The sequence below is a fragment of the Enterobacter sp. BIDMC92 genome (assembly GCF_001030225.1).
In the GTDB taxonomy this organism is placed as follows: domain Bacteria; phylum Pseudomonadota; class Gammaproteobacteria; order Enterobacterales; family Enterobacteriaceae; genus Enterobacter; species Enterobacter sichuanensis.
The window spans coordinates 1,422,805-1,448,867 of record NZ_KQ087598.1 but is presented as its reverse complement, the minus strand read 5'-3'; the positions used below and the strand labels follow the sequence as shown (position 1 = coordinate 1,448,867).

General features: G+C 58.3%; 26 protein-coding genes and 1 riboswitch. Of the genes, 8 read left to right on the top strand and 18 right to left on the bottom strand.

What is annotated here, in order from left to right; all coding sequences use genetic code 11:
- Window positions 1–61 precede the first annotated feature (61 nt).
- Genes SP99_RS06610 through SP99_RS06600 form a run of 3 tightly spaced genes read left to right on the top strand, consistent with a single transcriptional unit; the run spans window position 62 to window position 3,020 of the window.
- Window positions 62–823 carry an endonuclease/exonuclease/phosphatase family protein gene (locus SP99_RS06610; protein WP_045285451.1) on the top strand — a complete coding sequence of 254 codons (762 nt, stop codon included), beginning with the start codon at window positions 62–64 and terminating at the stop codon, window positions 821–823.
- The gene (clsB, locus tag SP99_RS06605) at window positions 820–2,058 is read left to right on the top strand and encodes a cardiolipin synthase ClsB (RefSeq protein ID WP_025757251.1); all 1,239 of its coding nucleotides are present in this window, start codon (window positions 820–822) and stop codon (window positions 2,056–2,058) included. The genes SP99_RS06610 and clsB overlap by 4 nt, the downstream gene beginning before the upstream one ends.
- Window positions 2,058–3,020, top strand: coding sequence for a lysylphosphatidylglycerol synthase transmembrane domain-containing protein (locus tag SP99_RS06600; protein ID WP_047958070.1), 963 nt, complete (start codon window positions 2,058–2,060; stop codon window positions 3,018–3,020). Before clsB ends, SP99_RS06600 begins: the two co-directional genes overlap by 1 nt.
- 105 nt (window positions 3,021–3,125) lie before the next feature.
- Here SP99_RS06600 and SP99_RS06595 read toward each other — a convergent pair whose 3' ends face one another.
- The 6 genes from SP99_RS06595 to moaA all read right to left on the bottom strand — a co-directional run bounded on the left by SP99_RS06595 (window position 3,126) and on the right by moaA (window position 6,605).
- Window positions 3,126–3,833 (bottom strand): Bax inhibitor-1/YccA family protein, encoded by a 708-nt coding sequence (locus tag SP99_RS06595; protein WP_014883084.1) that lies wholly within the window; start codon window positions 3,831–3,833, stop codon window positions 3,126–3,128.
- A gap of 64 nt (window positions 3,834–3,897) precedes the next feature.
- Window positions 3,898–4,350 carry a molybdopterin synthase catalytic subunit MoaE gene (gene moaE / locus SP99_RS06590; protein ID WP_047958069.1) on the bottom strand — a complete coding sequence of 151 codons (453 nt, stop codon included), beginning with the start codon at window positions 4,348–4,350 and terminating at the stop codon, window positions 3,898–3,900.
- A 1-nt stretch (window position 4,351) separates the two neighbouring features.
- Complete coding sequence (gene moaD / locus SP99_RS06585) at window positions 4,352–4,597, bottom strand: molybdopterin synthase sulfur carrier subunit (protein WP_025757247.1); 246 nt, start codon at window positions 4,595–4,597, stop codon at window positions 4,352–4,354.
- On the bottom strand, window positions 4,590–5,075 hold the full coding sequence (gene moaC / locus SP99_RS06580; RefSeq protein WP_047958068.1) for a cyclic pyranopterin monophosphate synthase MoaC: 486 nt from the start codon (window positions 5,073–5,075) through the stop codon (window positions 4,590–4,592). The genes moaD and moaC overlap by 8 nt, the downstream gene beginning before the upstream one ends.
- A 3-nt stretch (window positions 5,076–5,078) precedes the next feature.
- Complete coding sequence (moaB, locus tag SP99_RS06575) at window positions 5,079–5,591, bottom strand: molybdenum cofactor biosynthesis protein B (RefSeq protein ID WP_047958067.1); 513 nt, start codon at window positions 5,589–5,591, stop codon at window positions 5,079–5,081.
- A 24-nt stretch (window positions 5,592–5,615) separates the two neighbouring features.
- Window positions 5,616–6,605, bottom strand: a complete 990-nt coding sequence (moaA, locus tag SP99_RS06570; protein WP_047958066.1) for a GTP 3',8-cyclase MoaA — start codon at window positions 6,603–6,605, stop codon at window positions 5,616–5,618.
- Window positions 6,593–6,727: riboswitch (molybdenum cofactor riboswitch) on the bottom strand. It overlaps the preceding gene by 13 nt.
- Window positions 6,728–6,953: 226 nt before the next feature.
- On the opposite strand from moaA, the gene yvcK reads away from it, so the two are divergent.
- Window positions 6,954–7,862, top strand: a complete 909-nt coding sequence (yvcK, locus tag SP99_RS06565) for a uridine diphosphate-N-acetylglucosamine-binding protein YvcK (protein WP_025757243.1) — start codon at window positions 6,954–6,956, stop codon at window positions 7,860–7,862.
- A gap of 74 nt (window positions 7,863–7,936) precedes the next feature.
- Here the strand turns inward: yvcK and uvrB are convergent, their stop codons facing one another.
- Entirely contained in the window at window positions 7,937–9,952 is a 2,016-nt protein-coding gene (uvrB, locus tag SP99_RS06560; RefSeq protein ID WP_025757242.1) for an excinuclease ABC subunit UvrB, read from the bottom strand.
- A 752-nt stretch (window positions 9,953–10,704) separates the two neighbouring features.
- Here uvrB and SP99_RS06555 point away from each other — a divergent pair.
- Window positions 10,705–11,427: an ABC transporter ATP-binding protein gene (locus SP99_RS06555; protein WP_047958065.1), complete on the top strand. Its 723-nt coding sequence runs from the start codon at window positions 10,705–10,707 to the stop codon at window positions 11,425–11,427.
- Here SP99_RS06555 and bioD read toward each other — a convergent pair.
- The 4 genes from bioD to bioB are packed head-to-tail and all read right to left on the bottom strand — an operon-like array spanning window position 11,390 to window position 15,017.
- Window positions 11,390–12,091 (bottom strand): dethiobiotin synthase, encoded by a 702-nt coding sequence (bioD, locus tag SP99_RS06550; RefSeq protein ID WP_197086099.1) that lies wholly within the window; start codon window positions 12,089–12,091, stop codon window positions 11,390–11,392. The two genes, SP99_RS06555 and bioD, sit on opposite strands and share 38 nt — an antisense overlap.
- Window positions 12,084–12,839 carry a malonyl-ACP O-methyltransferase BioC gene (gene bioC / locus SP99_RS06545; protein ID WP_047958063.1) on the bottom strand — a complete coding sequence of 252 codons (756 nt, stop codon included), beginning with the start codon at window positions 12,837–12,839 and terminating at the stop codon, window positions 12,084–12,086. Before bioC ends, bioD begins: the two co-directional genes overlap by 8 nt.
- Window positions 12,823–13,980 carry an 8-amino-7-oxononanoate synthase gene (gene bioF, locus SP99_RS06540; RefSeq protein WP_047958062.1) on the bottom strand — a complete coding sequence of 386 codons (1,158 nt, stop codon included), beginning with the start codon at window positions 13,978–13,980 and terminating at the stop codon, window positions 12,823–12,825. Before bioF ends, bioC begins: the two co-directional genes overlap by 17 nt.
- Complete coding sequence (bioB, locus tag SP99_RS06535; RefSeq protein WP_047958061.1) at window positions 13,977–15,017, bottom strand: biotin synthase BioB; 1,041 nt, start codon at window positions 15,015–15,017, stop codon at window positions 13,977–13,979. Before bioB ends, bioF begins: the two co-directional genes overlap by 4 nt.
- A 68-nt stretch (window positions 15,018–15,085) precedes the next feature.
- Here bioB and bioA point away from each other — a divergent pair, with 68 nt between their 5' ends.
- Window positions 15,086–16,393 carry an adenosylmethionine--8-amino-7-oxononanoate transaminase gene (gene bioA / locus SP99_RS06530; protein WP_032672459.1) on the top strand — a complete coding sequence of 436 codons (1,308 nt, stop codon included), beginning with the start codon at window positions 15,086–15,088 and terminating at the stop codon, window positions 16,391–16,393.
- A 48-nt stretch (window positions 16,394–16,441) separates the two neighbouring features.
- Complete coding sequence (locus SP99_RS06525) at window positions 16,442–16,918, top strand: kinase inhibitor (RefSeq protein WP_047958060.1); 477 nt, start codon at window positions 16,442–16,444, stop codon at window positions 16,916–16,918.
- Between the two features lie 85 nt (window positions 16,919–17,003).
- Here the strand turns inward: SP99_RS06525 and hutH are convergent, their stop codons facing one another.
- The 5 genes from hutH to hutI all read right to left on the bottom strand — a co-directional run bounded on the left by hutH (window position 17,004) and on the right by hutI (window position 23,249).
- Window positions 17,004–18,524: a histidine ammonia-lyase gene (hutH, locus tag SP99_RS06520; protein ID WP_047958059.1), complete on the bottom strand. Its 1,521-nt coding sequence runs from the start codon at window positions 18,522–18,524 to the stop codon at window positions 17,004–17,006.
- Window positions 18,524–20,209 (bottom strand): urocanate hydratase, encoded by a 1,686-nt coding sequence (gene hutU, locus SP99_RS06515; protein WP_047958058.1) that lies wholly within the window; start codon window positions 20,207–20,209, stop codon window positions 18,524–18,526. The genes hutH and hutU overlap by 1 nt, the downstream gene beginning before the upstream one ends.
- A 127-nt stretch (window positions 20,210–20,336) precedes the next feature.
- Entirely contained in the window at window positions 20,337–21,071 is a 735-nt protein-coding gene (locus SP99_RS06510; RefSeq protein WP_047958057.1) for a histidine utilization repressor, read from the bottom strand.
- Window positions 21,072–21,090: 19 nt separating this feature from the next.
- On the bottom strand, window positions 21,091–22,029 hold the full coding sequence (hutG, locus tag SP99_RS06505; RefSeq protein WP_047958056.1) for a formimidoylglutamase: 939 nt from the start codon (window positions 22,027–22,029) through the stop codon (window positions 21,091–21,093).
- Window positions 22,026–23,249: an imidazolonepropionase gene (gene hutI / locus SP99_RS06500; RefSeq protein WP_047958055.1), complete on the bottom strand. Its 1,224-nt coding sequence runs from the start codon at window positions 23,247–23,249 to the stop codon at window positions 22,026–22,028. Before hutI ends, hutG begins: the two co-directional genes overlap by 4 nt.
- Before the next feature lie 224 nt (window positions 23,250–23,473).
- On the opposite strand from hutI, the gene SP99_RS06495 reads away from it, so the two are divergent.
- Window positions 23,474–24,757: a putative acyl-CoA thioester hydrolase gene (locus SP99_RS06495; protein WP_047958054.1), complete on the top strand. Its 1,284-nt coding sequence runs from the start codon at window positions 23,474–23,476 to the stop codon at window positions 24,755–24,757.
- Window positions 24,758–24,812: 55 nt separating this feature from the next.
- On the opposite strand, the gene SP99_RS25310 is transcribed toward SP99_RS06495, so the two are convergent.
- Window positions 24,813–24,881: a hypothetical protein gene (locus SP99_RS25310; RefSeq protein WP_442855368.1), complete on the bottom strand. Its 69-nt coding sequence runs from the start codon at window positions 24,879–24,881 to the stop codon at window positions 24,813–24,815.
- 174 nt (window positions 24,882–25,055) lie between these two features.
- The gene (gene pgl, locus SP99_RS06490) at window positions 25,056–26,051 is read right to left on the bottom strand and encodes a 6-phosphogluconolactonase (RefSeq protein ID WP_047958053.1); all 996 of its coding nucleotides are present in this window, start codon (window positions 26,049–26,051) and stop codon (window positions 25,056–25,058) included.
- Window positions 26,052–26,063: the final 12 nt, after the last annotated feature.

Sequence of the window (26,063 nt, the reverse complement as noted above, 5' to 3'; positions counted from 1 at the left end):
ATCTTTTTGTGACGACGACTACACTTTATTTTCATCGGGATAGTCACTCAGGAAGGAGCTTATGACGAAAAAAATGCAGCATTTCTCGCTTAAAGTGCTGACGATAAACATTCATAAAGGCTTCACAGCATTTAACCGCCGCTTCATTTTACCGGAGCTGCGCGACGCGGTGCGCACCGTCAGCGCGGATATTGTCTGCCTGCAGGAAGTGATGGGCGCCCACGAAGTGCATCCGCTCCACTTTGAAAACTGGCCCGACACGCCGCACTACGAATTTCTGGCCGACACCATGTGGAGTGATTACGCTTATGGCCGCAATGCGGTCTATCCTGAAGGGCATCACGGCAACGCGGTGCTGTCGCGTTATCCCATTGAACATTACGAAAACCGCGACGTTTCCGTCGGGGAGAGTGAAAAACGCGGGCTGCTTTACTGCCGCATTACACCGCCCGATCTTGATCTGCCGATCCATGTCGGCTGCGTTCACCTGGGACTTCGCGAAGCCCATCGTCAGGCGCAGCTGAAAATGCTGGCCGAATGGGCCAACGCGCTGCCTGACGGTGAACCTGTTGTCGTGGCAGGCGATTTCAACGACTGGCGACAGCGGGCAAACCATCCGTTGAAAGTGGATGCCGGGCTGGAGGAGATTTTCACCCGGGCGAACGGCAGGCCTGCGCGCACGTTTCCGGTGCGGTTTCCGCTGCTGCGCCTTGATCGCATTTACGTGAAAAATGCCCATGCCAGCAGCCCCACCGCGCTGGCGCTCCTCAACTGGCGGCATCTTTCCGACCATGCCCCGCTCAGCGCGGAGATCCACTTATGAAATGTTCCTGGCAGGAAGGCAACCGGATCACGCTGCTGGTCAACGGGGACGAGTATTACCCGGCCGTGTTTAAGGCCATTGATAACGCTCAGCAGAAGGTGATCCTCGAAACCTTTATCTGGTTCGAAGATAACGTTGGCAAGCAGTTGCACAGCGTGCTGCTGCGCGCCGCCCGACGCGGCGTCAAAATTGAGGTGCTGCTGGATGGCTATGGCTCGCCGGACCTCAGCGACGCGTTCGTTAATGAACTGACCGCCGCGGGCGTGGTGTTCCGCTACTACGATCCCGGCCCTCGCCTGTTCGGCATGCGGACCAACCTTTTCCGCCGGATGCACCGCAAAATTGTGGTGGTGGATGAGACGGTAGCGTTTGTTGGCGGCATTAACTACTCCGCGGAACACATGTCCGACTATGGCCCGGAAGCGAAGCAGGACTACGCAATCCGCATTGAAGGCCCGGTGGTACAGGACATTTTACTGTTTGAGCTGGAAAACCTGCCGGGGAAAGAGGCCGTTCGCCGCTGGTGGCGACGCCATCATCGCCCGGAAGAGAACCGCAAACCCGGCGAAGCGCAGGCGCTTTTCGTCTGGCGGGATAACGGTGAGCACCGGGACGATATTGAACGTCACTATCTTAAGATGCTGGCCAACGCGAAGCGCGAAGTGATCATCGCCAACGCCTACTTTTTCCCGGGCTATCGCCTGCTGCATGCCATGCGCAATGCGGCCCGACGCGGGGTGCGGGTGAAGCTGATTGTGCAGGGCGAGCCGGATATGCCCATCGTCAAAGTCGGGGCGCGGCTGCTGTATAACTATCTGGTGAAAGGCGGCGTTCAGATCTACGAATATCGCCGTCGGCCGCTGCACGGCAAAGTCGCGCTGATGGACGACCACTGGGCAACCGTCGGTTCCAGTAACCTTGATCCCCTTAGCCTGTCGCTCAATCTGGAAGCCAACCTGATCATTCACGATCGCCAGTTTAACCAGACCCTGCGGGATAACCTGCAGGCGCTGATCGTCAACGACTGCGTGCGGGTGGATGAATCCATGGTCCCCAAACGCACCTGGTGGAACCTGGGCATCAGCGTGGTGGTGTTCCACTTCCTGCGCCATTTCCCGGCGATGGTCGGCTGGCTGCCGGCGCATACGCCGAAACTGGCGCAGGTGGACCCGCCGGTACAACCGGAAATGGAAACCCAGGACCGTATTGAAGCGGAAGACGGAGGCAAACCCTGATGTCGAAATCACATCCGCGCTGGCGGCTGGCAAAAAAGATCCTGACCTGGCTGTTTTTCATCGCCGTCGCGGTTCTGCTGGTAGTCTACGCGCAGAAAGTTGACTGGGAAGAGGTGTGGAAAGTTATCCGCAACTATAACCGGATGGTGCTGCTGGGGGCGCTTGGGCTGGTTATCGTGAGCTACCTGATGTATGGCTGCTATGACCTGCTGGGCCGGGCTTACTGCGGCCACAAGCTGGCCAAACGTCAGGTCATGCTGGTGTCGTTTATCTGCTACGCCTTTAACCTGACGCTGAGCACCTGGGTCGGGGGGATTGGCATGCGCTATCGCCTGTACTCACGCCTGGGCCTGCCTGGCGGGACAATTACGCGCATTTTTTCCCTGAGCATTACCACCAACTGGCTGGGCTATATTCTGCTTGGCGGGGTGATATTTACTGTCGGCGTGGTACAGCTGCCCGCGCACTGGTATATCGACGAAACCACCCTGCGCATACTGGGCATCGTGCTGCTGTTGATTATCGCCGTTTATCTCTGGGCCTGCGCGTTTGCGAAACGCCGTCATATGACGATCAAAGGGCAAAAACTGGTATTGCCCTCGTGGAAGTTCGCGGTGCTGCAGATGGCCGTGTCCAGCGCTAACTGGATGGCGATGGGAGCCATCATCTGGCTGTTGATGGGTGAAGACGTGAATTACTTCTTCGTGCTGGGCGTGCTGCTGGTGAGCAGTATTGCCGGGGTGATCGTGCATATTCCGGCGGGGATCGGCGTGCTGGAGGCGGTCTTCATCGCTCTGCTGGCCGGAGAACATGTCTCTCAGGGCACCATCATTGCGGCCCTGCTCGCCTACCGCATGCTCTATTACTTCCTGCCGCTGGCGCTGGCAACGGTCTGTTATCTGGTGCTGGAGAGTCGGGCGAAGAAGTTACGGGCGAAGAACGAGAAGGCGATGGCCAAATAAAAGCAAAACGGCAACCTTGTTGCCGTTTTTAGTGTTTGTTCCCTCTCCCGTGGGAGAGGGTCAGGGTGAGGGCACCAGACCGCACCGCCACCCGGCAAAACAACCTTAGCGACGGTTGCCGAAAATGCGCAGCAGCATCAGGAACAGGTTGATGAAGTCCAGATAGAGCGTCAGCGCGCCCAGAATCGAGTATTTGCGCAGGTTAGAGCTGTCGCGCACGTCGATCTGTTCGCCAATGTTTTTCAGCTTCTGGGTGTCATACGCCGTCAGCCCCACGAAGACCACCACCCCAATGTAGGTCACCGCCCACATCAGCGCTTCGCTCTTCAGCCACAGGTTTACCAGCGACGCCAGCACGATACCGATCAGCCCCATAAACAGCATGCTGCCGAAGCCGCTCAGATCGCGTTTGGTGGTGTAACCGTAGAGGCTCATCGCACCAAACATCCCGCCGGTCACCACGAAGGTGCTGGCAATGGAAGAGTAGGTGTAAACGATGAAAATGCTGGAAAGCGTCAGCCCCGTTAACGCCGAATAGAGCATAAACAGGGTCGTTGCCATCCCGGCACTCAGCTTTTGCACCAGGCCTGAGAGCACAAACACCAGCGCCAGCTGCGCGATAATCAGCCCAAAGAAGGTGATTTTGCTGGAGAAGATAAACATCATCAGCTCAGGGGTGTTCGCTGCATACCACGCGATAAACGCGGTAAGCAGTAAGCCGACCGTCATCCAGCCATACACCTGAGCCATATACGTCTGCAGCCCGCTACGGGTCTGCTGAACTATTGAATCGGAACGCGGAAATCGGTCCATGATTCACTCCTGATTAAGTTTAAGTAGACACACACGTTAAGAGTAACACATCCACGTTAACCGACTACCAACGGCTGGCGGCCTGTTTATCGCTGTCGCGGGATTCAACCCACCGTTCGCCTTCCGGCGTGGCTTCGCGCTTCCAGAACGGCGCTCTGGTTTTGAGATAATCCATAATGAACTCCCCGGCGGCAAACGCGCTGCCGCGGTGCGCGCTGGTCGCCCCGACGAAGACAATCTCCTCGCCAGGCCACATCTCACCGATGCGGTGAATCACCGTGACGCGCCCAAGCGGCCAGCGGCTTCGCGCCTGGTCCACAATCTCCGCCAGCGATTTCTCCGTCATGCCGGGATAGTGTTCCAGCGTCAGCGCCTTCACGCTGTCGCCGAGGTTGTGGTTGCGCACTTTGCCGGTGAAGGTCACGACCGCGCCGTCTTCATCGCGCTCCGCCAGCCAGCTGTATTCTGTACCAACACTGAAGCGCTCAGGACCTACCAGAATTCGGGTTTCCGCCATCTTAGCCCCCTGTCACCGGCGGGAAGAAAGCCACTTCATCCCCTGCCTTCAGCGGATGGGTGAATTCCACCAGCGTCTGATTCACGGCGGCCAGCAGCTTGCCTTCGTCCAGCGCCAGCGCCCAGCGGTCGCTTTGTGCCGCCAGATGCGCACGCAGAGCCGCAACGTTTTCAAAAGAGGCATCCAGCGTCAGGCTGTCGGTATTCACCAGTTCACGCACCTGGGCAAAAAAGAGCACCTTAATCATCGCTGTCCACCTTAAAATCACCGGACTTGCCGCCGCTTTTTGCCAGCAGGCGTACCGGGCCAATCACCATATCTTTCTGTACCGCTTTGCACATGTCGTAGATGGTCAGCGCGGCGACGGAGGCCGCCGTCAGCGCCTCCATCTCCACGCCGGTTTTCCCGGTTAAACGGCACAACGATTCAATGCGCACGCGGCTGTGCTCCAGCTGCGCCTGCAGGTTCACTTCCACTTTGCTCAGCATCAGCGGGTGGCAAAGCGGGATTAAGTCCCAGGTGCGTTTCGCGGCCTGAATACCCGCAATACGGGCCGTGGCAAATACGTCACCCTTGTGATGACTGCCGTCGATAATCATCGCCAGGGTCTCCGGCAGCATAGTGACGAACGCTTCCGCGCGCGCCTCGCGCACCGTTTCGGCTTTGGCGGAGACGTCCACCATATGCGCTTCGCCAGCGGCGTTAATGTGGGTCAGTTGTGACATAGCTTATTTCTTTAAATGGGGATGGAAATTACACGGACGGGTACGGGCATCCAGCTGCGGGGCGATGATGTTTTCCCACGCGGTGCGGCAGGCTTTGGTCGAACCCGGCATGGCGAAAATCAGGGTTTTGTTAGCCACCCCGGCAACAGCACGCGACTGCAGCGTGGAAGTCCCAATCTCTTCAAAGGAGAGCATGCGGAACACCTCGCCGAAGCCTTCCACTTCGCGGTCGAACAGCGGGATCAGCGCTTCGGGGGCCTGATCGCCCGCGGTAAAGCCGGTGCCGCCGGTGATCAGCACCACCTGCACCTCATCACTGGCGATCCAGTGAGAGACCTGCGCGCGAATGGCATAGCGGTTCTCTTTGACGATCGCTTTATCGACGATCTTATGTCCTGCGTCATGGGCCGCCTCGCGCAGCCAGTGGCCGGAGGTATCATCCTCTTCGCCACGGCGGTCGGAAACGGTAAGAATGGCAATGCGTGTCGGGATAAATTCCGCGCTGACCTGACTCATCTTCTGATTCCTTCTTAAGACTGGTTACCCGCCGATGTAGGACAGGTTCTGAGTAATGCCGGTATTGCCCTGATGCAGGAAGTGGGTCTGTTTTTTATGCGTCAGGGCCTCAGAGATCCGCGCTTCAAGCGCACTCTGCTGGGTATCATCTGCCAGCAGATCGCGTAGCTCAACGCCACCGTCGCCAAACAGACATAAGTGCAGTTTGCCCACGGAGGAGACGCGCAGACGGTTACAGCTGGCGCAGAAGTCTTTCTCATAGGGCATGATGAGCCCTATCTCACCTTCGTAATCCGGGTGGCAGAAGACCTGCGCCGGGCCGTCGCTGCGCTGGCGGATCTGGTGGATCCAGCCGCGTTTCAGCAGCTCGTCACGCAGCACCATGCCGGAGATGTGATGGCGGCGGAACAGCTCGCTGCCCTCACCGGTTTCCATCAGTTCAATAAAACGCAGTTGAATGGGACGGGATTTAATCCACGCCAGGAAGGTATCGAGCTGATGGTGGTTGACGTCACGCATCAGCACGGTGTTGACTTTGACCTTTTCGAAGCCGGCCGCAAATGCCGCGTCGATACCGTCCATGACCTGCCGGAATTTATCCTGGCCGGTAATAGCGTGGAACTGGCGGGCGTCCAGGCTGTCCACGCTGACGTTGATGGCGGTCAGGCCGGCATCTCGCCAGGTGGCCACGTCGCGGGCCATACGGTAACCGTTGGTGGTGACCGCAATCTGGCGGATGCGCTCGTTTTCACGCACCGCGGCAATGATGTCGGGGAAATCACGGCGCAGCGAGGGCTCTCCGCCGGTAAGGCGCACTTTTTCGGTGCCGAGTTCAGAGAAAGCGCGCGTGATGCGGCGCACTTCATCCACGGAGAGAAAGCCGTTATTGGTGACGCTGCCCGGTTTGTAGCCGTCGGGCAGGCAGTAGGTGCAACGGAAGTTGCACACATCGGTAATCGACAGACGTAAGTAATAAAACTTACGCGCGAAAGCATCAGTAAGTTGTGAAGCCATGTACACCTTTCCAGATACGGGAGGCACAGTCATTTCTTTCTGTACCCTGGTGGCAAAGTCGCCACGGCCAGAGCGCCATATCTTTCGACACAGGCACAAAGGCTAGAGTGTATGTTTTCAAATTTGAAAACGTGGTTATGGCGATAGTAGCGCGTAAATCCTCTCACCGCTATTCTCGCTTAACGCTATATAAATAACTACATAACGACATAATCGTGTATTTTCGCTACAGAATACTCAAAAACAGCCTCTTCGCATTGATATGTGTCATTTTGCGTCCGGTAGGGCATCGTCTTTTAGGGGTAGTTAAGGTAGTGTTACGCAGATCAAACGTGATAAGGAACAGGTATGCGCAATCGCACTTTTGCGGATCTTGACCGTGTGGTCGCACTCGGCGGAGGCCACGGTCTCGGGCGAGTGATGTCCTCACTGTCTTCACTCGGCTCCAGACTGACAGGGATAGTGACAACCACGGATAACGGTGGCTCTACGGGGCGCATCCGACGTGCGGAAGGGGGTATCGCCTGGGGCGATATGCGCAACTGCCTGAACCAGCTGATTACCGAACCGAGCGTCGCCTCGGCGATGTTTGAGTACCGTTTCGGCGGGAATGGAGAACTTTCCGGGCATAACCTCGGAAATTTAATGCTTAAGGCTCTCGATCACCTGAGCGTGCGCCCGCTGGAAGCCATCAATCTGATACGTAATCTGCTTAAAGTGGATGCGTTCCTGATCCCGATGTCTGAACAGCCGGTCGATTTGATGGCCATCGACGTGGATGGCCATGAAGTGTACGGCGAAGTGAATATCGACCAGCTAACCCTGCCGCCAAAAGAGCTGATGACCTACCCCGCCGTCCCCGCCACGCGCGAAGCGGTTGAGGCCATCGCCGAGGCGGATGTGATCCTGATCGGACCCGGCAGTTTTTACACCAGCCTGATGCCGATTCTGCTGGTGAAAGAGCTGGCGCAGGCCTTGCGCAGAACCCCTGCTCCGATGGTCTACATCGGTAACCTGGGCCGTGAACTGAGCCCAGCTGCGGCCAGCTTGTCGCTGGCGGACAAGCTGGAGCTGATGGAGCAGTACGTCGGGAAGAAAATTATCGACGGCGTGGTAGTGGGACCGAAAGTTGATGTGTCAGGGATTGGCGATCGCCTGGTGATACAGGAACCGCTGGAGGCCAGCGATATCAAATATCGTCATGACAGGCACTTGCTGCGCGAAGCGCTGGAGAAGGCGATTCAGGCACTGGGTTAGACGCATTTTGTGCGGCCTGATGCCCTCATCCCGGCCCTCTCCCACAGGGAGAGGGAGAAAACACGCCGCTTTCACTAAGATGCGGCGATGAAAAGATCCCGCAACTGATGAAGCTGGTCGCGGATCTGCGCCGCCTCTTCGAACTCCAGGTTCTGTGCGTGTTGCATCATCTGCGCTTCCAGCTCGTGGATTTTCTGCTGCAGCGCTTTCGGCGTCAGCGCGACGGTATCTTCTTCCACTACTGAACGCGCCTTGCCGCGGCCTTTCGCTTTGGTTTTGGCAATGTTCTGACCCAGCGCCAGAATATCCACCACCTTCTTGTTCAGCCCCTGCGGCGTAATGCCGTGCTCTTCGTTATAGCGCTGCTGTTTCTCGCGACGGCGCTCCGTTTCACCGATCGCTTTCGCCATCGACGGGGTGATTTTATCCCCGTACAGAATCGCTTTGCCGTTGACGTTACGCGCGGCGCGGCCTATGGTCTGGATCAGAGAGCGTTCAGAACGCAGGAAGCCTTCTTTATCGGCATCCAGAATCGCCACCAGCGAGACTTCCGGCATATCCAGACCTTCCCGCAACAGGTTGATCCCTACCAGCACGTCAAACTCGCCCAGGCGCAGGTCGCGAATAATCTCCATGCGCTCCACGGTATCGATATCCGAGTGCAGATAACGCACCTTCTCGCCGTGCTCTTCGAGATACTCGGTCAGATCTTCCGCCATACGTTTGGTGAGCGTGGTCACCAGCACACGCTCGTTGATGGCGGAACGGGCACGGATCTCGGAGAGCAGATCGTCCACCTGCGTCGCCACGGGACGCACCTCGATAACCGGGTCCAGCAGCCCCGTCGGACGCACCACCTGGTCCACCACCTCATCGCCGGATTTCTCCAGCTCATAGTTGCCTGGGGTAGCCGAGACGTAGATGGTCTGCGGGGCCAGCGCCTCAAACTCTTCAAACTTCATTGGGCGGTTATCCAGCGCGGACGGCAGACGGAATCCGTACTCCACCAGCGTCTCTTTGCGCGCCCGGTCACCGCGATACATCCCGCCAATCTGCGGGATGGTGACGTGGGATTCGTCGATCACCAGCAGACCGTCGGCCGGAAGATAGTCGAACAGTGTCGGCGGTGGCTCACCCGGCCCGCGTCCGGAGAGGAAACGGGAATAGTTTTCGATCCCGGAGCAGTAGCCCAGCTCGTTCATCATCTCCAGATCAAACTGGGTACGCTGGGTCAGGCGTTGCTCTTCCAGCAGCTTATTGTTCGCCAGAAGCACTTTACGCCGTTCTGCCAGCTCGACTTTAATCTCTTCCATCGCCTGCACGATACGCTCGCGGGGCGTCACATAGTGCGTTTTCGGGTAGATGGTATAGCGCTGAATGACTGACTCGATGTGGCCGGTCAGCGGGTCGAACAGCGAGAGGCGCTCGACCTCTTCGTCAAACAACTCTACGCGCAGCGCAATATCGTCAGATTCTGCCGGGAAGATATCAATCACTTCACCGCGAACGCGGAACGTTCCGCGCTGGAACGCCTGGTCATTACGGGTGTACTGCAGCTCCGCCAGACGGCGCAAAATCGCGCGCTGATCGATGATCATCCCCTGGGTCAGGTGCAGCATCATTTTCAGGTAGAGGTCCGGATCGCCCAGACCGTAGATAGCCGATACCGACGCCACAACCACCACATCGCGACGCTCCAGCAGCGCCTTCGTCGCCGACAGACGCATCTGCTCAATGTGTTCGTTTACCGAGGCATCTTTCTCAATGAACGTGTCAGAGCTCGGGACGTAGGCCTCAGGCTGGTAGTAATCGTAGTAGGAGACGAAATACTCCACGGCATTATCCGGGAAGAACTCTTTCATTTCGCCGTAAAGCTGTGCGGCGAGGGTTTTATTGGGTGCCAGCACCATCGTGGGGCGCTGCAGATCGGCAATCACGTTGGCGATAGTGAACGTTTTGCCGGAGCCGGTTACCCCCAGCAGCGTCTGGTGTGCCAGCCCGTCTTCCAGCCCCTCTTCCAGACGGCGGATCGCCTCAGGCTGATCGCCAGATGGACGGAAAGCAGAATTCAATTTGAACGGTTTACTCATGGGCGACAACCTGATGACGTTATAAGCGGCAGGTGAGTAATTTTACTCGTTGTTGCCAGGATTGCCAGTAAAAAACACTGGATGAAAAACCAGTGGCATGTCAGGATATTTAGCATAGCGCCTGAATGATTAGCGCGATAGCGGCCAAAATTTGGACTGTGACAATATAAAACACCAGTCAGGTGAGGTTATCCCCAGAACTTTTTCTTTTTTAACATTTGTCAAGCCAGGTAATGATAGTTTTATGGCAACGGGTGACACTTTCGTGACGGGAATTGCTTTTATCTAAGCAATTAAATTATAAACGATATTTTCTAAAGCCGCGTTTCGCGTCAATTTGGGCGAAAGCCGCGTCTTCTCTCGCTTATCGCGTGTTTTCTAACTCTAATGCACATGGTTATCCACAGGAATAGTGGATAACTGCTTCCAGCCCATACAGACTGGCGCTCGGCAAATTCCCGGATTTTCCCACGAGACGGCAGGAAAAAATTTTTATAGCTATTTTTTGATGATTAACAGTTGTCTCTTTCATAACCAATCGATGAGATATAGCTCACAATTTCATCATTCTTGTTCCTGCACCACAACTCACCACCGCCGGCACCGTTGATGTGCACTCCCTCGCTTTTTTAACCTCCCTCCTGTGACATAGTCCTAAAAAAGGCGCTTTTTTAAACACTTTCCGCTTTCTGGCAGGGGTTTTGCACAATCAACATCGAGCCTCACCTACACACATTTTTAAGGAGAGAAAGATGTTGAGTCTGCGTGCAGTGAACCAGTTTTACGGAAGCCAACATACGCTATGGAACGTGGATTTAGATTTTCCGCAAGGGGTGTGCACGGGCGTCGTAGGTCTGCCTGGAATGGGGAAAACCACCCTGATGAATTGCATCGCCGGGAAAGTGCCCGTGGAAAGCGGCACCATCATCTGGCATGAAGCGGGCGCGCCGCCGCGTGATTTGCTGAGCCCGGCGCCAGAACAGCGTTCAGGGCCGGGAATTGGCTATGTCCCGCAGGACAGGCGCATCTTCTCCCAGTTAACGATTGAGGAGAATCTGCATATCGCTATGCGGGCGATGGGGAAGCCCGATCCGCAAGCGAAAAGCGAGGTGTACGATCTGTTACCCGAACTCTACCCGTTACGTCAGACCCGGGCCAACGCCCTTTCGCCAGACGACCAGTACCAGCTGGCTCTGGCCAATGCGCTGGTAAACCGTCCGCGGATGCTGATTCTCGATGAGCCGATGCATGGCGCCGGTCACGGTTTTGCGCATAAGCTGGCACAGCTGCTGGTACGCCTGAACCGCGAACTGGGCATGACGGTGCTGCTGGCTGAGCAACGGCTGTCATTTATTCGCCGGGTCGCGGAACGTTTTTGTATGCTATATCGCGGGCGTAACGTGGCCCAGGGCCACGTTAACGAACTGGACGATGAGCTTATCGCGCACTGGATGTCGCTGGAAGCAAGGCGCTGAGGTCAAGATAGCGTCCGGTTTCGGCCCGTTCGGCCTCGTCCGCAAGCCACGGGATCTCTCCGAGGAAAGGGGCAGGCAAAACGCGCTTAAGCGTCGCCAGATACTCCTGATGCCGCTTGCCCGGGGCAACCACGTCGTTGGCGATCCAGCCCGCCAGACGCAGCCCCGCCTGCGAAACGGCCTGCGCGGTCAACATCGCATGGTTAATACAGCCGAGCTTGACCCCCACCACCAGGATGACCGGGAGCTGCTCGCGCTGCACCCAGTCAGCAAACGTCTGGTCCTGCGAGAGTGGCGTAAACCAGCCGCCGGCCCCCTCCACCAGCACCCAGTCCGCCTGGCGTTCCAGCGACCGTAATCCGGCTGAAAGCACGTCAAAATCAATCGGGCGGCCTTCATCGGCGCTGATGATGTGCGGCGACGTCGGCTCGGCAAAGGTATACGGATTCACCGCGGAATAGGTGAGCTCAAGGGTGCTGTTCCGCTGGAGCGCCAGCGCGTCGGTATTGCGCAGACCTTCTGCGGTCATCTCGCTGCCGGAAGCGACCGGCTTATACCCGGCAGTGTTTTTTCCCAGCCGTCGCGCCGCCTGCAGCAGCGCAGCGCTGGCCACCGTTTTCCCCACTTCCGTATCCGTTCCGGTGACAAAGTAGCGTTCAGTCACGTTCGATAATCCCATGAAAAAGTTGATAAGAGAGCGGGAAATGTCCCCGCTCCTGCGGCCAGGCCAGCTCCAGGCGCTGCAACTGACCCCGGGTGAGCAGTTTTTTCTCGCGTCCGGTGTGCAGATGCGTGGCGCCAATCCCCTTCAGCGAGCGCATGGCACTGAGCGCGTCGCTGAAATGGAGGGTGATGGTCTGCACCTGACCCTGATAGCGCCAGCCGGCCAGCGCCTGCGTGACCTGTTCGTGCGGTAAAAACCGGTTAGCGTGCGGCTGTTCATCTACCGCCTGCCAGGCCTGGTTGAGCTCCGGTAACGAGCTTTCCAGCAGCGTGGTAAACGCGACTCTCCCACCCGGACGCGCCACGCGGTAAAGCTCGCTTAAGGCCTGCGGCAGGCTGCTGCACCATTGCACGGCCAGATGGCTCCAGACCAGGTCGAATTGCGCGTCTGCCAGCGGGATCGCTTCGATATCCGCCACCAGATAGTGATGCGCGGCCTGCTGCTGCCTTGCTTCTGCAAGCATGTCAGGAGAGAGGTCGATGGCCGTCACCTGGCTTCCTGTTTCGCGCCAGTAGCGGCTATTTCCGCCGGGACCGCACCCGGCGTCCAGCACCTGGCTAAAGCACGTTTCGCCGAGCAACGCCAGCAGCCCCTCTGCGCTCTGACGCTGAAGTTCATCATGCTGTGAGTAGCTGCGCGCGGCCCGGCCAAAGGCCGCCGCAATGGCCTGTTTATTGACTGGCGACATGCAACGCCTCCAGAAGGGCATCAATATCGTCGGCTTCGTGTGCTGCGGTCAGCGTGAGGCGCAGTCGGGCGGTACCCGGCGGCACGGTGGGCGGACGGATGGCCGTGACCCACATCCCCCGCTCGCGCAGCGTATGCGCCAGCGTGAGTGCCAGGCTGTTTTCACCGACGATTACCGGCTGGATTGCGCTCTGCGAATCGGTACTCCGGAAGGGAAGCCGATCCAGACCCTGTCGAAAACGCCGGATGTGTTCCGCCAGACGAGCCCGGCGTTCACGGCCTTCGGCGCTGCGAATCACCCGCACAGACGCAGACAGCGCCACCGCCTGCGCGGGGGGCATACTGGTGCTGTAGATCAGATGCCGCGCAAACTGCAGCAGATAGTCGGCGACGGATTCGCTGCACAGCACAGCCGCCCCGCTCACGCCAAAACCTTTGCCGAAGGTGACAATCAGCAGTTCCGGCTTCACCTGCTGCTGATGCGCGCTACCGTGACCCTCGTCGCCCATCACGCCAATGCCGTGGGCATCATCCACCAGCAGCCAGGCGTTTTGCCGTTTTGCCGCGTCATGCAGCGCGGCAAGCGGCGCGCTGTCGCCATCCATGCTGAACACCCCTTCCGTGACCACCAGCTGTTGCCCGTCACAGGGTTTATCCAGCAGCGCAGCGAGTTGTCCCGCGTCGTTATGCGCAAAGCGGCGCAGTTGCGCCGGGCTTAAATTCGCCGCCTCCAGCAGGGAGGCATGGCTTAAGCGGTCGGCGACAATGCGGTCATTTTTCCCCATCAGCGCGGTAATAACCGCCTGATTGGCCGCGAAACCCGAGATAAACAGCAGCGCGCGCGGGTAGCCCAGCCAGTCGGCAAGCGTCTCCTCCAGCGCCTGGTGCGCGGTGGTGTATCCGCTGACGTGTCCGGACCCGCCGCTGCCCACGCCATACTGCGCCGCGCCCTGTTGCCAGGCGCGGATGATGGCCGGATGCTGGCTCAGCCCGAGATAATCGTTGCTGGAGAAGTTACAAAACTGCCGGTTCTCACGGGTCAGAAAACGGCCTGCACCGTTTTCGACAACCCTGCGTACGCGAAACGCATCTGCCGCCCGCCGCTCGTCGAGCGCGGAATGGATACGTGTCTCCCAGGTCATACCGCTGCCGCGTTGTAGAACTGGTCGGTGTCGGCGTTAATAATCTGCTGCTCCAGCTGCTGCTGTTGCTCGTTATCCCCCGCCAGCACCTCGGTCTGGTGCGGGTTCAGCCCCAGCTTGCGGAACAGCTGAACGTCTTTGTCCTCTTCCGGGTTCGGCGTAGTCAGCAGCTTGCAGCCGTAGAAGATGGAGTTGGCCCCGGCCATAAAGCACATTGCCTGGGTCTGCTCGTTCATCTGCTCACGACCAGCAGAGAGACGCACATAAGAGGTCGGCATCATGATGCGCGCTACCGCGATGGTGCGGATAAAATCAAACGCATCCACATCCTCGTTATCCGCCAGCGGTGTGCCTTTCACCTTCACCAGCATGTTGATCGGCACGCTTTCCGGTGGCGTCGGCAGGTTCGCCAGCTGCAGCAGCAGACCGGCGCGATCTTTCACCGTCTCACCCAGGCCCACGATACCGCCCGAGCACACTTTGATCCCCGCTTCGCGCACTTTATCAAGCGTGTCCAGACGCTCCTGATAGGTACGGGTGGTGATGATATTGCCGTAAAACTCCGGCGAGGTGTCGAGGTTATGGTTGTAGTAGTCCAGCCCTGCCGCCGAGAGGCGCTGCGCCTGCTCTTCGTTCAGCGTGCCCAGCGTCATACAGGCTTCGAGGCCCATCTCTTTCACGCCCTTCACCATCTGCTCCAGATACGGCATGTCGCGATCGTGCGGGTTCTTCCACGCCGCACCCATGCAGAAGCGGGTCGACCCGGCGTTTTTCGCCTTACGGGCGGAGTCGAGCACCTGCTCGACCTCCATCAGTCGTTCGGATTCAAGGCCCGTTTTATAGCGCGCGCTTTGCGGGCAATATTTGCAGTCTTCCGGGCAAGCGCCGGTCTTGATGGACAGCAGCGTGCTGACCTGAACATGGCGCGGATCGAAATGCTGACGATGCACCTGTTGGGCTTCGAACATCAGCTCAAGGAAAGGTTTGTTGAATAATTCAGTGACTTGCGACATCGTCCAGCGTGCGTGGTGAGCCATGGGGCTTCTCCAAAGGGTTTTGTTAATTTTCGGTTCGGTTTATACTCGTAAACCTAAAACTTTTCAAAATGGTTTACAAGTCGATTATGACCCAGGACGATCTCACCTTCGACACGCAGCATATCTGGCACCCTTACACCTCGATGACCCGCCCGCTACCCGTCTATCCGGTCGCCTCCGCCCACGGCTGCGAGCTGCATCTCGCCAGCGGCGAGCCGCTGATTGACGGGATGTCCTCCTGGTGGGCGGCCATTCATGGGTATAACCACCCGCGCCTGAATGCGGCGATGAAAGCGCAGATTGACCAGATGTCGCACGTGATGTTTGGCGGGATCACCCATCAGCCTGCGGTGGATTTATGTCGTCGGCTGGTGGCGATGACGCCTGACGCGCTGGAGTGCGTATTCCTTGCTGATTCCGGCTCCGTGGCGGTGGAAGTGGCGATGAAAATGGCGCTGCAGTACTGGCATGCCAGAGGGGAGTCCCGTCAGCGGTTCCTCACCTTCCGCAACGGCTATCACGGGGATACCTTCGGGGCGATGTCGGTCTGCGATCCGGATAACTCCATGCACAGCCTGTGGAAAGGGTATCTGCCGGAAAACCTGTTTGCCCCGGCCCCGCAGAGTCGTTTTGACGGCGAGTGGAACGAGATGGACATGGTCGGCTTTGCGCGGCTGATGGCCGCCCACCGCCAGGAGATTGCCGCCGTTATTCTGGAGCCCGTTGTCCAGGGTGCAGGTGGAATGCGGATGTACCACCCGGAATGGCTGAAGCGTATTCGCAGGATGTGCGACCGCGAGGGCATTTTGCTGATTGCCGATGAGATCGCCACCGGTTTTGGCCGCACGGGCAAGCTGTTTGCCTGCGAACATGCGGGTATCACCCCGGATATTCTGTGTCTGGGTAAAGCGCTCACCGGCGGCACGATGACGCTCTCCGCCACGCTCACGACCCGCCAGGTCGCCGACACCATCAGCGACGGCGACGCGGGCTGCTTTATGCATGGCCCGACGTTTATGGGCAACCCGCTGGCCTGCGCGGTAGCGAGTGAAAGCCTGGCGATTCTGGAGAGCGGTGAGTGGCAAACGCAGGTGGCGGCGATCGAAGCGCAGCTGAAAGAAGAGCTGAGCGCCGCCTCGGGAGCGAATTTCGTAGCGGACGTGCGCGTGCTGGGGGCCATCGGGGTGATTGAGACTACCCATCCGGTGAACATGGCAGCGCTGCAGCGCTTCTTCGTGGATCAGGGCGTTTGGGTACGCCCCTTCGGCAAGCTTATCTACCTGATGCCGCCGTATATCATTACGCAGGAGCAGTTGCGTAAATTAACCGCCGCGGTCGTTACAGCCGTTAACAATCCCGCGCATTTCACGATTTAACCCCATGCGTTACACTTTCTGAACGAGTGAATCACGAGGGTAAACCGTATGAAAATCATCAGTAAAGATCTGCGCGACGGTGAAAAGCTGCCGGAGCGTCACGTATTCAACGGCATGGGGTATCAGGGAGACAATATCTCCCCGCACCTGGCGTGGGATGATGTTCCGGCGGGCACCAAAAGTTTTGTCGTCACCTGTTACGATCCGGATGCCCCCACCGGCTCGGGCTGGTGGCACTGGATTGTGGCGAACCTGCCTGCCGATACGCGGGTCCTGCCGCAGGGTTCCGGCTCTGACCTGGTTGCGCTGCCTGAAGGCGCCATTCAGACCCGCACCGATTTTGGCAAAGCAGGTTACGGCGGCGCGGCGCCACCAAAAGGGGAAACCCACCGCTATATCTTTACGGTACACGCGCTGGATGTGGAGAAGATTGACGTGGATGAAGGGGCGAGCGGCGCAATGGTAGGGTTTAACGTGCATTTCCATACGCTGGGGAGCGCGTCGATTACGGCGATGTATTCGTAAAAAAAGCCGGGTGGCGGCTACGCCTTACCCGGCCTGGATTTCGTACCCGTAGGCCCGGTAAGCGCAGTGCCACCGGGCAAAAAAATCACAGCACTGGCGGCAACAACCCTACCAGACGCCCTTCCTCCAGAAGCTGCATCGCCTTATCAATATCCGGCGCAAAGAAGCGGTCATCATCGTAATGGGATACGTGCTCACGCAACGTCTGGCGCGCCTGCTCCAGCAGCGGGCTGGTTTTCAGGCCTTCACGCAGGTCGATACCCTGACATGCCGCCAGCCACTCCACCGCCAGCACGCCACGGGTATTGGACGCCATCTCCCACAGACGACGTCCGGCTGCAGGGGCCATGGAGACATGGTCTTCCTGGTTTGCGGAGGTAGGCAGACTGTCCACGCTGTGCGGGTGAGACAGGGCTTTGTTCTCGCTTGCCAGCGCCGCGGCGGTCACCTGGGCAATCATAAAGCCCGAGTTGACGCCGCCGTTACGCACCAGGAACGGTGGCAGCTGGGACATGTGTTTATCCATCATCAGCGCAATGCGGCGCTCGGACAGCGCGCCGACTTCGGCAATCGCCAGCGCGATATTATCCGCCGCCATCGCTACCGGCTCAGCGTGGAAGTTACCGCCGGAGACCACCTCGTTTTCCTGGGCGAATACCAGCGGGTTATCGGACACCGCGTTGGCTTCCACCAGCAGCACCTCTGCGGCCTGACGCAGCTGCGTCAGGCAGGCCCCCATCACCTGCGGCTGACAGCGCAGTGAATACGGATCCTGCACTTTTTCACAGTTGTGGTGCGAATCCGCAATCTCACTGGTGTCGGTAAGCACGTGACGATACATGCTGGCCGCGTCAATCTGCCCGCGCTGGCCGCGTACGTCATGGATGCGCGCGTCGAACGGACGACGCGAGCCCAGCACGGCTTCGGTGGTCAGTGCGCCGCACACGACGGCTGAGGCAAAGAGATCTTCCGCTTCAAACAGGCCACGCAGCGCGAATGCCGTCGATGCCTGCGTGCCGTTCAGCAGGGCCAGCCCCTCTTTGGCCGCCAGCGTGATCGGGGTGAGTCCCGCTTTTTTCAGCGCCTCTTTCGCGGGAAGCCACTCGCCCTGCCAGCGCGCCTGGCCTTCACCCAGCAGCAGCAGCGACATGTGCGCCAGCGGCGCGAGGTCACCGGATGCACCAACGGAACCTTTCGCCGGGATCCACGGGTAGACTTCGGCATTGACCAGCGCCATTAGCGCCTGAATTACGCTCAGGCGAATGCCGGAGAAGCCGCGCGCCAGGCTGTTGATTTTGAGCACCATCATCAGACGGACAATCTCATCATCCAGCGGCTGGCCGACGCCCGCCGCGTGAGACAGCACCAGCGAGCGCTGTAAGTTTTCCAGATCGTGTGTCGCGATGCGGGTCTGCGCCAGCAGCCCAAAGCCGGTGTTAATCCCGTAGGCGGTGCGCCCTTCGGCCACAATGGCTTCGACGCAGGCGACACTGTCGTTGATGGCGGCGTGGGCGCTTTCATCCAGCGAAAGGGTGACCGGTTGACGCCAGACGCTACTCAGCTGCTTGAGGGTCAGTGAGCCGGGTGTGAGTGTTAACGCGTTCATTAATGCTTTCCTTGTGTGGCAGGGATCATCGGCAGGTTGAGTCCCTGCTCTTTGGCACAGTCAATCGCAATGTCGTAACCCGCATCGGCATGACGCATCACGCCGGTTGCCGGGTCGTTGTGCAGCACGCGAGCGATACGCGCGGCGGCTTCATCGGTTCCGTCACAGACGATGACCATCCCGGAATGCTGGGAGAAGCCCATCCCCACGCCACCTCCGTGGTGCAGCGAAACCCAGGTCGCGCCGCTGGCGGTGTTCAACAGGGCGTTCAGCAGTGGCCAGTCGGACACCGCGTCAGAGCCGTCGCGCATGGCTTCGGTTTCACGGTTCGGGCTGGCGACAGAGCCGGAGTCCAGATGGTCGCGGCCGATAACAATCGGCGCGGAGACTTCGCCGCTGCGTACCATTTCGTTAAAGGCCAGCCCGAGCTTTTGCCGCCACGCCAGCCCTACCCAGCAGATACGCGCCGGTAAGCCCTGGAAGTTAATGCGCTCGCGGGCCATATCCAGCCAGTGGTGCAGGTGTTCGTCATCGGCGACGATCTCCTTCACTTTGGCATCGGTCTTGTAGATATCTTCCGGATCGCCGGACAGGGCAACCCAGCGGAACGGACCGATACCGCGGCAGAACAGCGGGCGGATATACGCAGGGACAAAGCCCGGGAAGTCAAATGCGTTATTCACGCCCATCTCTTTCGCCATCTGGCGGATGTTGTTGCCGTAATCGAAGGTTGGAATGCCCATCTGGCTGAAGGCCAGCATGGCGGAGACGTGTTCTGCCATGGAACGTTTCGCGGCCAGTACCGTGCCTTCCGGGTCAGTTTCCGCTTTCTGCTGATAAGCTTCCCACGTCCAGCCTTTTGGCAGGTAACCGTGCAAAGGATCGTGGGCGCTGGTCTGGTCGGTCACGAGATCCGGGCGCACGCCGCGGGCGACGAGTTCAGGAAGGATCTCCGCCGCGTTGCCGCACAGGGCAATCGACACCGCTTGACCTTCGGCGGTGTATTTTTTGATACGCGCCAGCGCATCGTCCAGACTAGTCGCCTGCTCGTCGACGTAACGGGTACGCAGACGGAAATCAATGCGGCTCTGCTGGCACTCAATGTTCAGCGAGCAGGCACCCGCAAGCGTGGCGGCCAGCGGCTGCGCGCCGCCCATGCCGCCGAGACCCGCGGTCAGTACCCAGCGGCCTTTCAGCGAGCCGTTGTAGTGCTGACGACCGGCTTCCACGAAGGTCTCGTAGGTGCCCTGTACAATCCCCTGGCTGCCGATGTAGATCCAGCTCCCCGCGGTCATCTGGCCATACATCGCCAGCCCTTTGGCGTCGAGTTCGTTGAAATGTTCCCAGGTGGCCCAGTGCGGCACGAGGTTGGAGTTGGCGATCAGCACGCGCGGCGCGTTTTTGTGGGTTTTGAACACCCCCACCGGCTTGCCGGATTGCACCAGCAGGGTTTCGTCATGTTCGAGTTCAGTCAGGGACTTTACAATTGCGTCATAGCATTCCCAGTTGCGCGCGGCGCGGCCAATGCCGCCGTAGACCACCAGCTCGTGGGGGTTTTCCGCCACCTCAGGATCAAGGTTATTCATCAACATGCGCAGCGGGGCTTCGGTGAGCCAGCTTTTGGCGGTAAGGGTGGTGCCGCGCGCGGCGCGGACATCCTGCTGGCGGTATTTACCTGACGACATTGTGTGCTCCTCATACGGGACAGATGATGCATTTAGATATACTTGTATAGACAAGCACACACAAGGTCGGATTTAACAAAAAAGATACAATTTTGTTATATTGCGTTAGCTATCACGCTTTTAAAACTTATGACATAAAGTGACCCTGCAGCCGGTAGCGATTCCCCGGGAATAGCAGCCGGGCATGCGACACAATATGTGACGATGACCAGGTTCGACGGCGGATCAGCAGGCACGGATCGTGTTCTTTAATACGCAGACGTTCGCACTCCTGCGGCGTGGCGCGCACGGCTTCCACAATGTGCTCCCCTTCCGTCAGCGGGGCGACCAGCGAAAGATAGGCGTGGGGCGTGGTTTGGGTGTAATCCTGGTCCAGATACTCCGGGATCCGTTCGGCGTTGACGCAGCGATCTTCAATTTGCACCGGAATGTCGTTTTCAAAATGCACCATCACGGAGTGGAAGATGCGGCTTCCCTCCCTGACGTTAAGCTCTGCGGCCTGTTCGGCGCTGGCCTGCGTCTCTTCCAGCACCAGCACTTCACAGCGGTGCTGATGATTACGCGCGGCAATCTCGTCCGCAATACTGCGAATTTCAAACAGGGCAGATTGTCCTTTCGGTTCCGCCACAAACGTCCCGACCCCCTGCAGACGCACCAGAAGCCCTTCGTCGGTCAGCTCGCGCAGCGCCCGGTTGATGGTCATCCGGCTAAAACCAAACTGCGCCACCAGATCGGCCTCCGACGGAATGCGATCGTGCGGCCGCCAGACGCCGGTGGCGATTTTCTCGCTAATCGCCTGCTTCACCTTTTCGTAGAAAGGCGCGGGAGGGCTCGACTGCGGCAGCGGTGAGCGTGAAAACATCATGACTCCTTAAATGCTGTTATGCCCACCAGTGAGCAATTTGCCAGGCCAGACGGGCGGCAAGCTTTGCGCCCTGTCCGTCCCGATCGTAGTGCGGGTTAAACTCTACCAGATCGGCGGCCTGAAGCTTACCGCTACGGCAGATATGTTCGATAACAGGCAGGAGATCCAGAGCCGGTATGCCTAACGCAGCCGGTGCGGAAACGGCCGGCATTTCGCCTGCGGGCAGGACATCCAGATCGATTGTCAGGTAGATATGATCGGCCTGCGCCAGCACCTTTTCCAGGGCAGATAACGCATCGCGTCTGAAATGCAGATCTTCCACCAGCGTGACGTTCAGACGTTCAGCCTCATCCCACAGCGCCTGCGTGTTCGCCGCCCGGCTTACGCCTAAACAGGCGTAGCGAAATTCCCGCCCGCGTTCATCGCAATAGCGCGCCAGCTGGCGAAACGGCGTGCCGGACGTCGCACGATCGGCCTTGCGCAGGTCAAGGTGGGCGTCAAGGTTAATCACCGCCACGCGCTCGTCTGGGAAAGCATCCAGAATGCCCCGGCCATGCGCCCAGGCGGTCTCGTGCCCGCCGCCAAAGACCAGCGTGCGCATTCCGGACTGCTGGCAGGCGGTGACGGCATCGCTTAACGCCTGCTGCGCCGCTTCCAGCTCGTCTCCTTCCACACAGACCGAGCCCATATCCGCCAGCCGCTCGTGTCCCTGATGGCTCGCCATATTCGCCAGCGCCTTACGCAAGATATCCGGTGCCTGTCCGGCGCCGGGCCGGCCCTGATTGCGTTTCACCCCCTCATCACATTCAAAGCCTATCAGCGCAATGCCCTCTGGCAATGGGGTAAACGTTGCCTGCTGTTGTATGGTCTGAAAAATACGCGTTGCATTGCTGGCCTCGGCGCTGTCGTCACGCCCCTGCCAGACCGATTCTGCAACGGGCCGCCATAACCTCATACTGCCTCCCCACGGAAAATACGTTGATACAGCGGATTGCGTCCCGGCTCGTAGACCATCTCTACCGGATGATGAGCATCCCAGACGATAAAATCAGCGACAAAACCTGCCCGTAGCTGTCCGTGGGTTTTACCGCGGCCCAGCGCCTGCGCGGCGTGGCGCGTCACGCCAGCCCAGGCCTCTTCAGGCGTCAGGCCAAACTGTACGCAGGCCATGTTCATCGCCAGGTGCAGGCTGGCAAACGGGCTCGTCCCCGGGTTATAGTCGGTGGCGACAGCCATCGGCACACCCTGTTTTCTGAGCTGTTCCACCGGCGGACGCTGGCGCTCCTGAAGAAAATAGAATGCGCCGGGCAGCAGAACCGCCACCGTACCGCTTTGCGCCATCGCCTGAACGCCTGCATCATCCAGGTATTCGATATGATCGGCCGACAGCCCGTTAAATCGGCTAACCAGCGCCGCACCGCCCAGGTTTGAAAGCTGTTCCACATGCCCTTTTACCGGGATACCGAGCGCAGTCGCCGCCTGGAAGAGTCGCTCGGTTTGCGACGGCGTAAAGCCGACGTTTTCACAAAACACGTCCACCGCTTCAAACAGCTCTTTTTGCCACAGCGCGGGCATGATCTGCTCGCAGACCAGCGCAAGATACGCATCCGGATCGTGTTTGTATTCCGTCGGAACCGCATGCGCGGCCAGCAGCGTTGGGCTGATATCAATCGGGTTATTCAGGCTCAGCTGGCGTGCCACCTGCAGCATCTTCTCTTCGGCCTCGGCGTTTAGGCCATATCCGGACTTGATTTCGATGGTGGTGACACCTTCGTTCATCAGACGCTGAAGCCGCTGCTGCGCCAGCTTAAGCAGCGTTTCGGGTGAGCTGTTGCGCGTCGCCGTCACGGTAGCGTTAATTCCGCCGCCCTGCGCGCTGATGGTTTGATAAGAGACACCGTTCAGACGTTGCTCCCACTCCGCCGCGCGATCGCCGCCAAACACCATGTGGGTATGGCAGTCAATCAGGCCTGGCGTCACCAGACGCCCCTGAAGATCGACGCAGTGACCGTGTCCATAAGGAATGTCAGATTCAGGAATCACGGCAAGGATGGTGTGGCCGCGCACGACCAGGGCGTGTTGCTCTTTCAGTCCATATGGCGCGGCAATATCCGGCGCCATTGTCGCCAGTCGCGCATTTCGCCATATTACATCGTCAGGAAGGATCTGCTGCATGGGCATTCCACTTGTCATGGGTTGTATAGACATTTATTTTCATCTGCCGTCTGCTGTCAACCGTAATAAGGGAAAATGTTATTTATTTGTGACGACTTTCCCGCCCCCTGCGGGCGAAAAATGCAACTTTTACCCTTTTTATCTTCCCGTTTCGCTCAACTTAGTATAAAAAAGCAGGCTATTTCGTCTATCCCGTAAAGACTTGCATACCCAGGAGCTTCACCTTGAACATTTCCAGGATTTCCCGTCTGGCGTTAGCACTCGCCTTTGGCGTGACCTTATCCGCATGCAGTTCAACACCACCGGACCAGCGACCGTCTGAGCAGGTCGCCCCCGGCACCGCATCCCGCCCGATTTTGTCCGCGGATGAAGCGAAGAACTTCGATCGTGCGCACTACTTCTCGGCGATGGATCCTAACGCTGCGCCGTGGACCCCGTCTTCTATTAACCTGCCGAAACAGCCAGATTTCGTGGTTGGCCCGGCAGGTGCGCAGGGCGTAACGCATACCTCTATTCAGGCTGCGGTGGATGCTGCCATCACTAAACACAGCGCGTCTCGCCAGTACATTGCTATCCTGCCAGGTGAATACGAAGGCACCGTCTATGTTCCGGCGGCGCCAGGCAGCATTACCCTGTACGGTCTGGGCGAAAAAGCGATCGATGTTAAAATTGGCCTGGCGATTGATTCCGAAATCGACAGCAACGCCTGGCGTCATCTGGTCAACCCGGCTGGCAAATATATGCCGGGCAAACCGGCGTGGTATATGTTTGATAACTGCCAGAGCAAGCGTTCCGCCACCGTTGGCGTGATGTGCTCAGCGGTATTCTGGTCTCAGAATAACGGTCTGCAACTGCAAAACCTGACCATTCAGAATACCCTGGGTGACAGTGTTGATGCCGGTACCCACCAGGCCGTTGCGCTGCGTAGCGATGGCGATAAAGTCCAGATCAACAACGTCAACATTCTTGGCCGTCAGAACACCTTCTTCGTGACCAACAGCGGCGTGCAGAACACCCTGCAGAATAACCGTCTGACCCGTACGCTGGTGACCAACAGCTACGTTGAAGGTGACGTGGATCTGGTCTCCGGTCGTGGTACAGTGGTGTTTGATAACACGGACTTCCGCGTGGTGAACTCGCGTACCCAGCAGGAAGGCTATGTGTTTGCGCCAGCCACCCAGTCTAACCTGTTCTACGGTTTCCTTGCTGTGAACAGCCGCTTTAACGCTGCCGGTGACGGCGTGGCGCAACTGGGTCGCTCCCTGGATGTGGACTCTGCGACCAACGGCCAGGTGGTGATCCGCGACAGCGTGATCAACGAAGGCTTCAATATGGCGAAGCCATGGGCCGATGCCGCGATTTCCAAACGTCCGTTCTCCGGCAATACCGGTACGGTGGATGATAAAGGGAACGTGCAGCGTAACCTGAACGACGCTAACTTCAACCGCATGTGGGAATACAACAACCGCGGTCTGGGTAGCAACGTGGTGGCTGAGCCGAAGCAGTAATAAGATGAGAGTAAAAGGGGGAGTTCAATCCCCCTTTTTACTGCGACTGAATGCGTCAGGCTCCAAACTTAAGATACGCATCCAATAGTCGCATAATCGCAACCATGAGTTGCAGGAACAGAATTGTCTATTCCACACCGCTCATACGCCACTCCTTTGGTATAGAGCACTTCTCCTCTGGTTTACCTTTCCGCTGCCTGTCACCAGGGGTGTGTTGGTTACGTTTTGATGTGCTCACCCGGCTACCACCGGGCATAAAAAAAACCTCGCATTCGCGAGGTTTTTTGTTTTAAGCCGCTTAATGAGCGTTTACCACCACCCACATCGGCCCCTGGCCGACGGCATAGCGCCCTTTCTCTTCCAGCAGACCCTGCTCGCCTTTAATTTCGTACAGCGCGATGTGGTGGGATTTCTGCCCCGCCGCAATCAGGAACTTACCGCTGTGATCGATATTAAAGCCGCGCGGCTGGGTTTCCGTTGGCTGGAAGCCTTCAATGGCCAGCACGCTGCCGTCCTCGGAGACGCTGAAAACGGTAATCAGGCTGGAGGTACGGTCACAGGCGTAGAGATGACGACCATCTGGCGTGATGTGAATATCCGCCGCCCAGCGGGTGTCGGAGAAGTCAGACGGCATCATATCCAGCGTCTGCACACACTCAATCTGGCCGTTAGGATCTTTTAGTTCCCATACGTCCACAGAGCTGTTCAGCTCGTTCACCACGTAGGCATACTGCTGGTTCGGATGGAAGACCATATGACGCGGGCCCGCGCCTTCAACGGTAGTGACTTCCGCCGGATTCTGCGCCACCAGGTGACCATCGTCGCTGAGGGTGAACAGACAGATACGATCCTGCTTGAGCGCAGGCACCCACAGCGTGCGGTTATCCGGAGAGATATTCGCCGAGTGGCAACCTTCCAGCCCTTCCACCACATCCACGGTTTCAACCGGGATGCCCTCTTCCAGACGCGTTACGCTAACACAGCCGGCGTTATACGAGCCGCTGAAGACAAAGTTGCCTTTACGATCGGTAGAAATGTGGGTTGGGCTGCCCGGCAATGGCGCTTCGGCAGTATAAGTCAGCGCGCCGTCGTCCGGAGAAATGCGATAGGCCAGCACGCGAAACTCCGGGCGCACACCCACGTACAAGAAACGTTTATCCGGGCTGATGACCATCGGCTGTACCTGGCCTGGCACATCAACAACCTGAACCAGCGTGAGTGTCCCTTCGGTATTTAAGCGCCAGACGTGGATCTGCTGGCTTTCAGGACTGGCGGTATAAACGGTTTGTTTCATGAATATTCACTC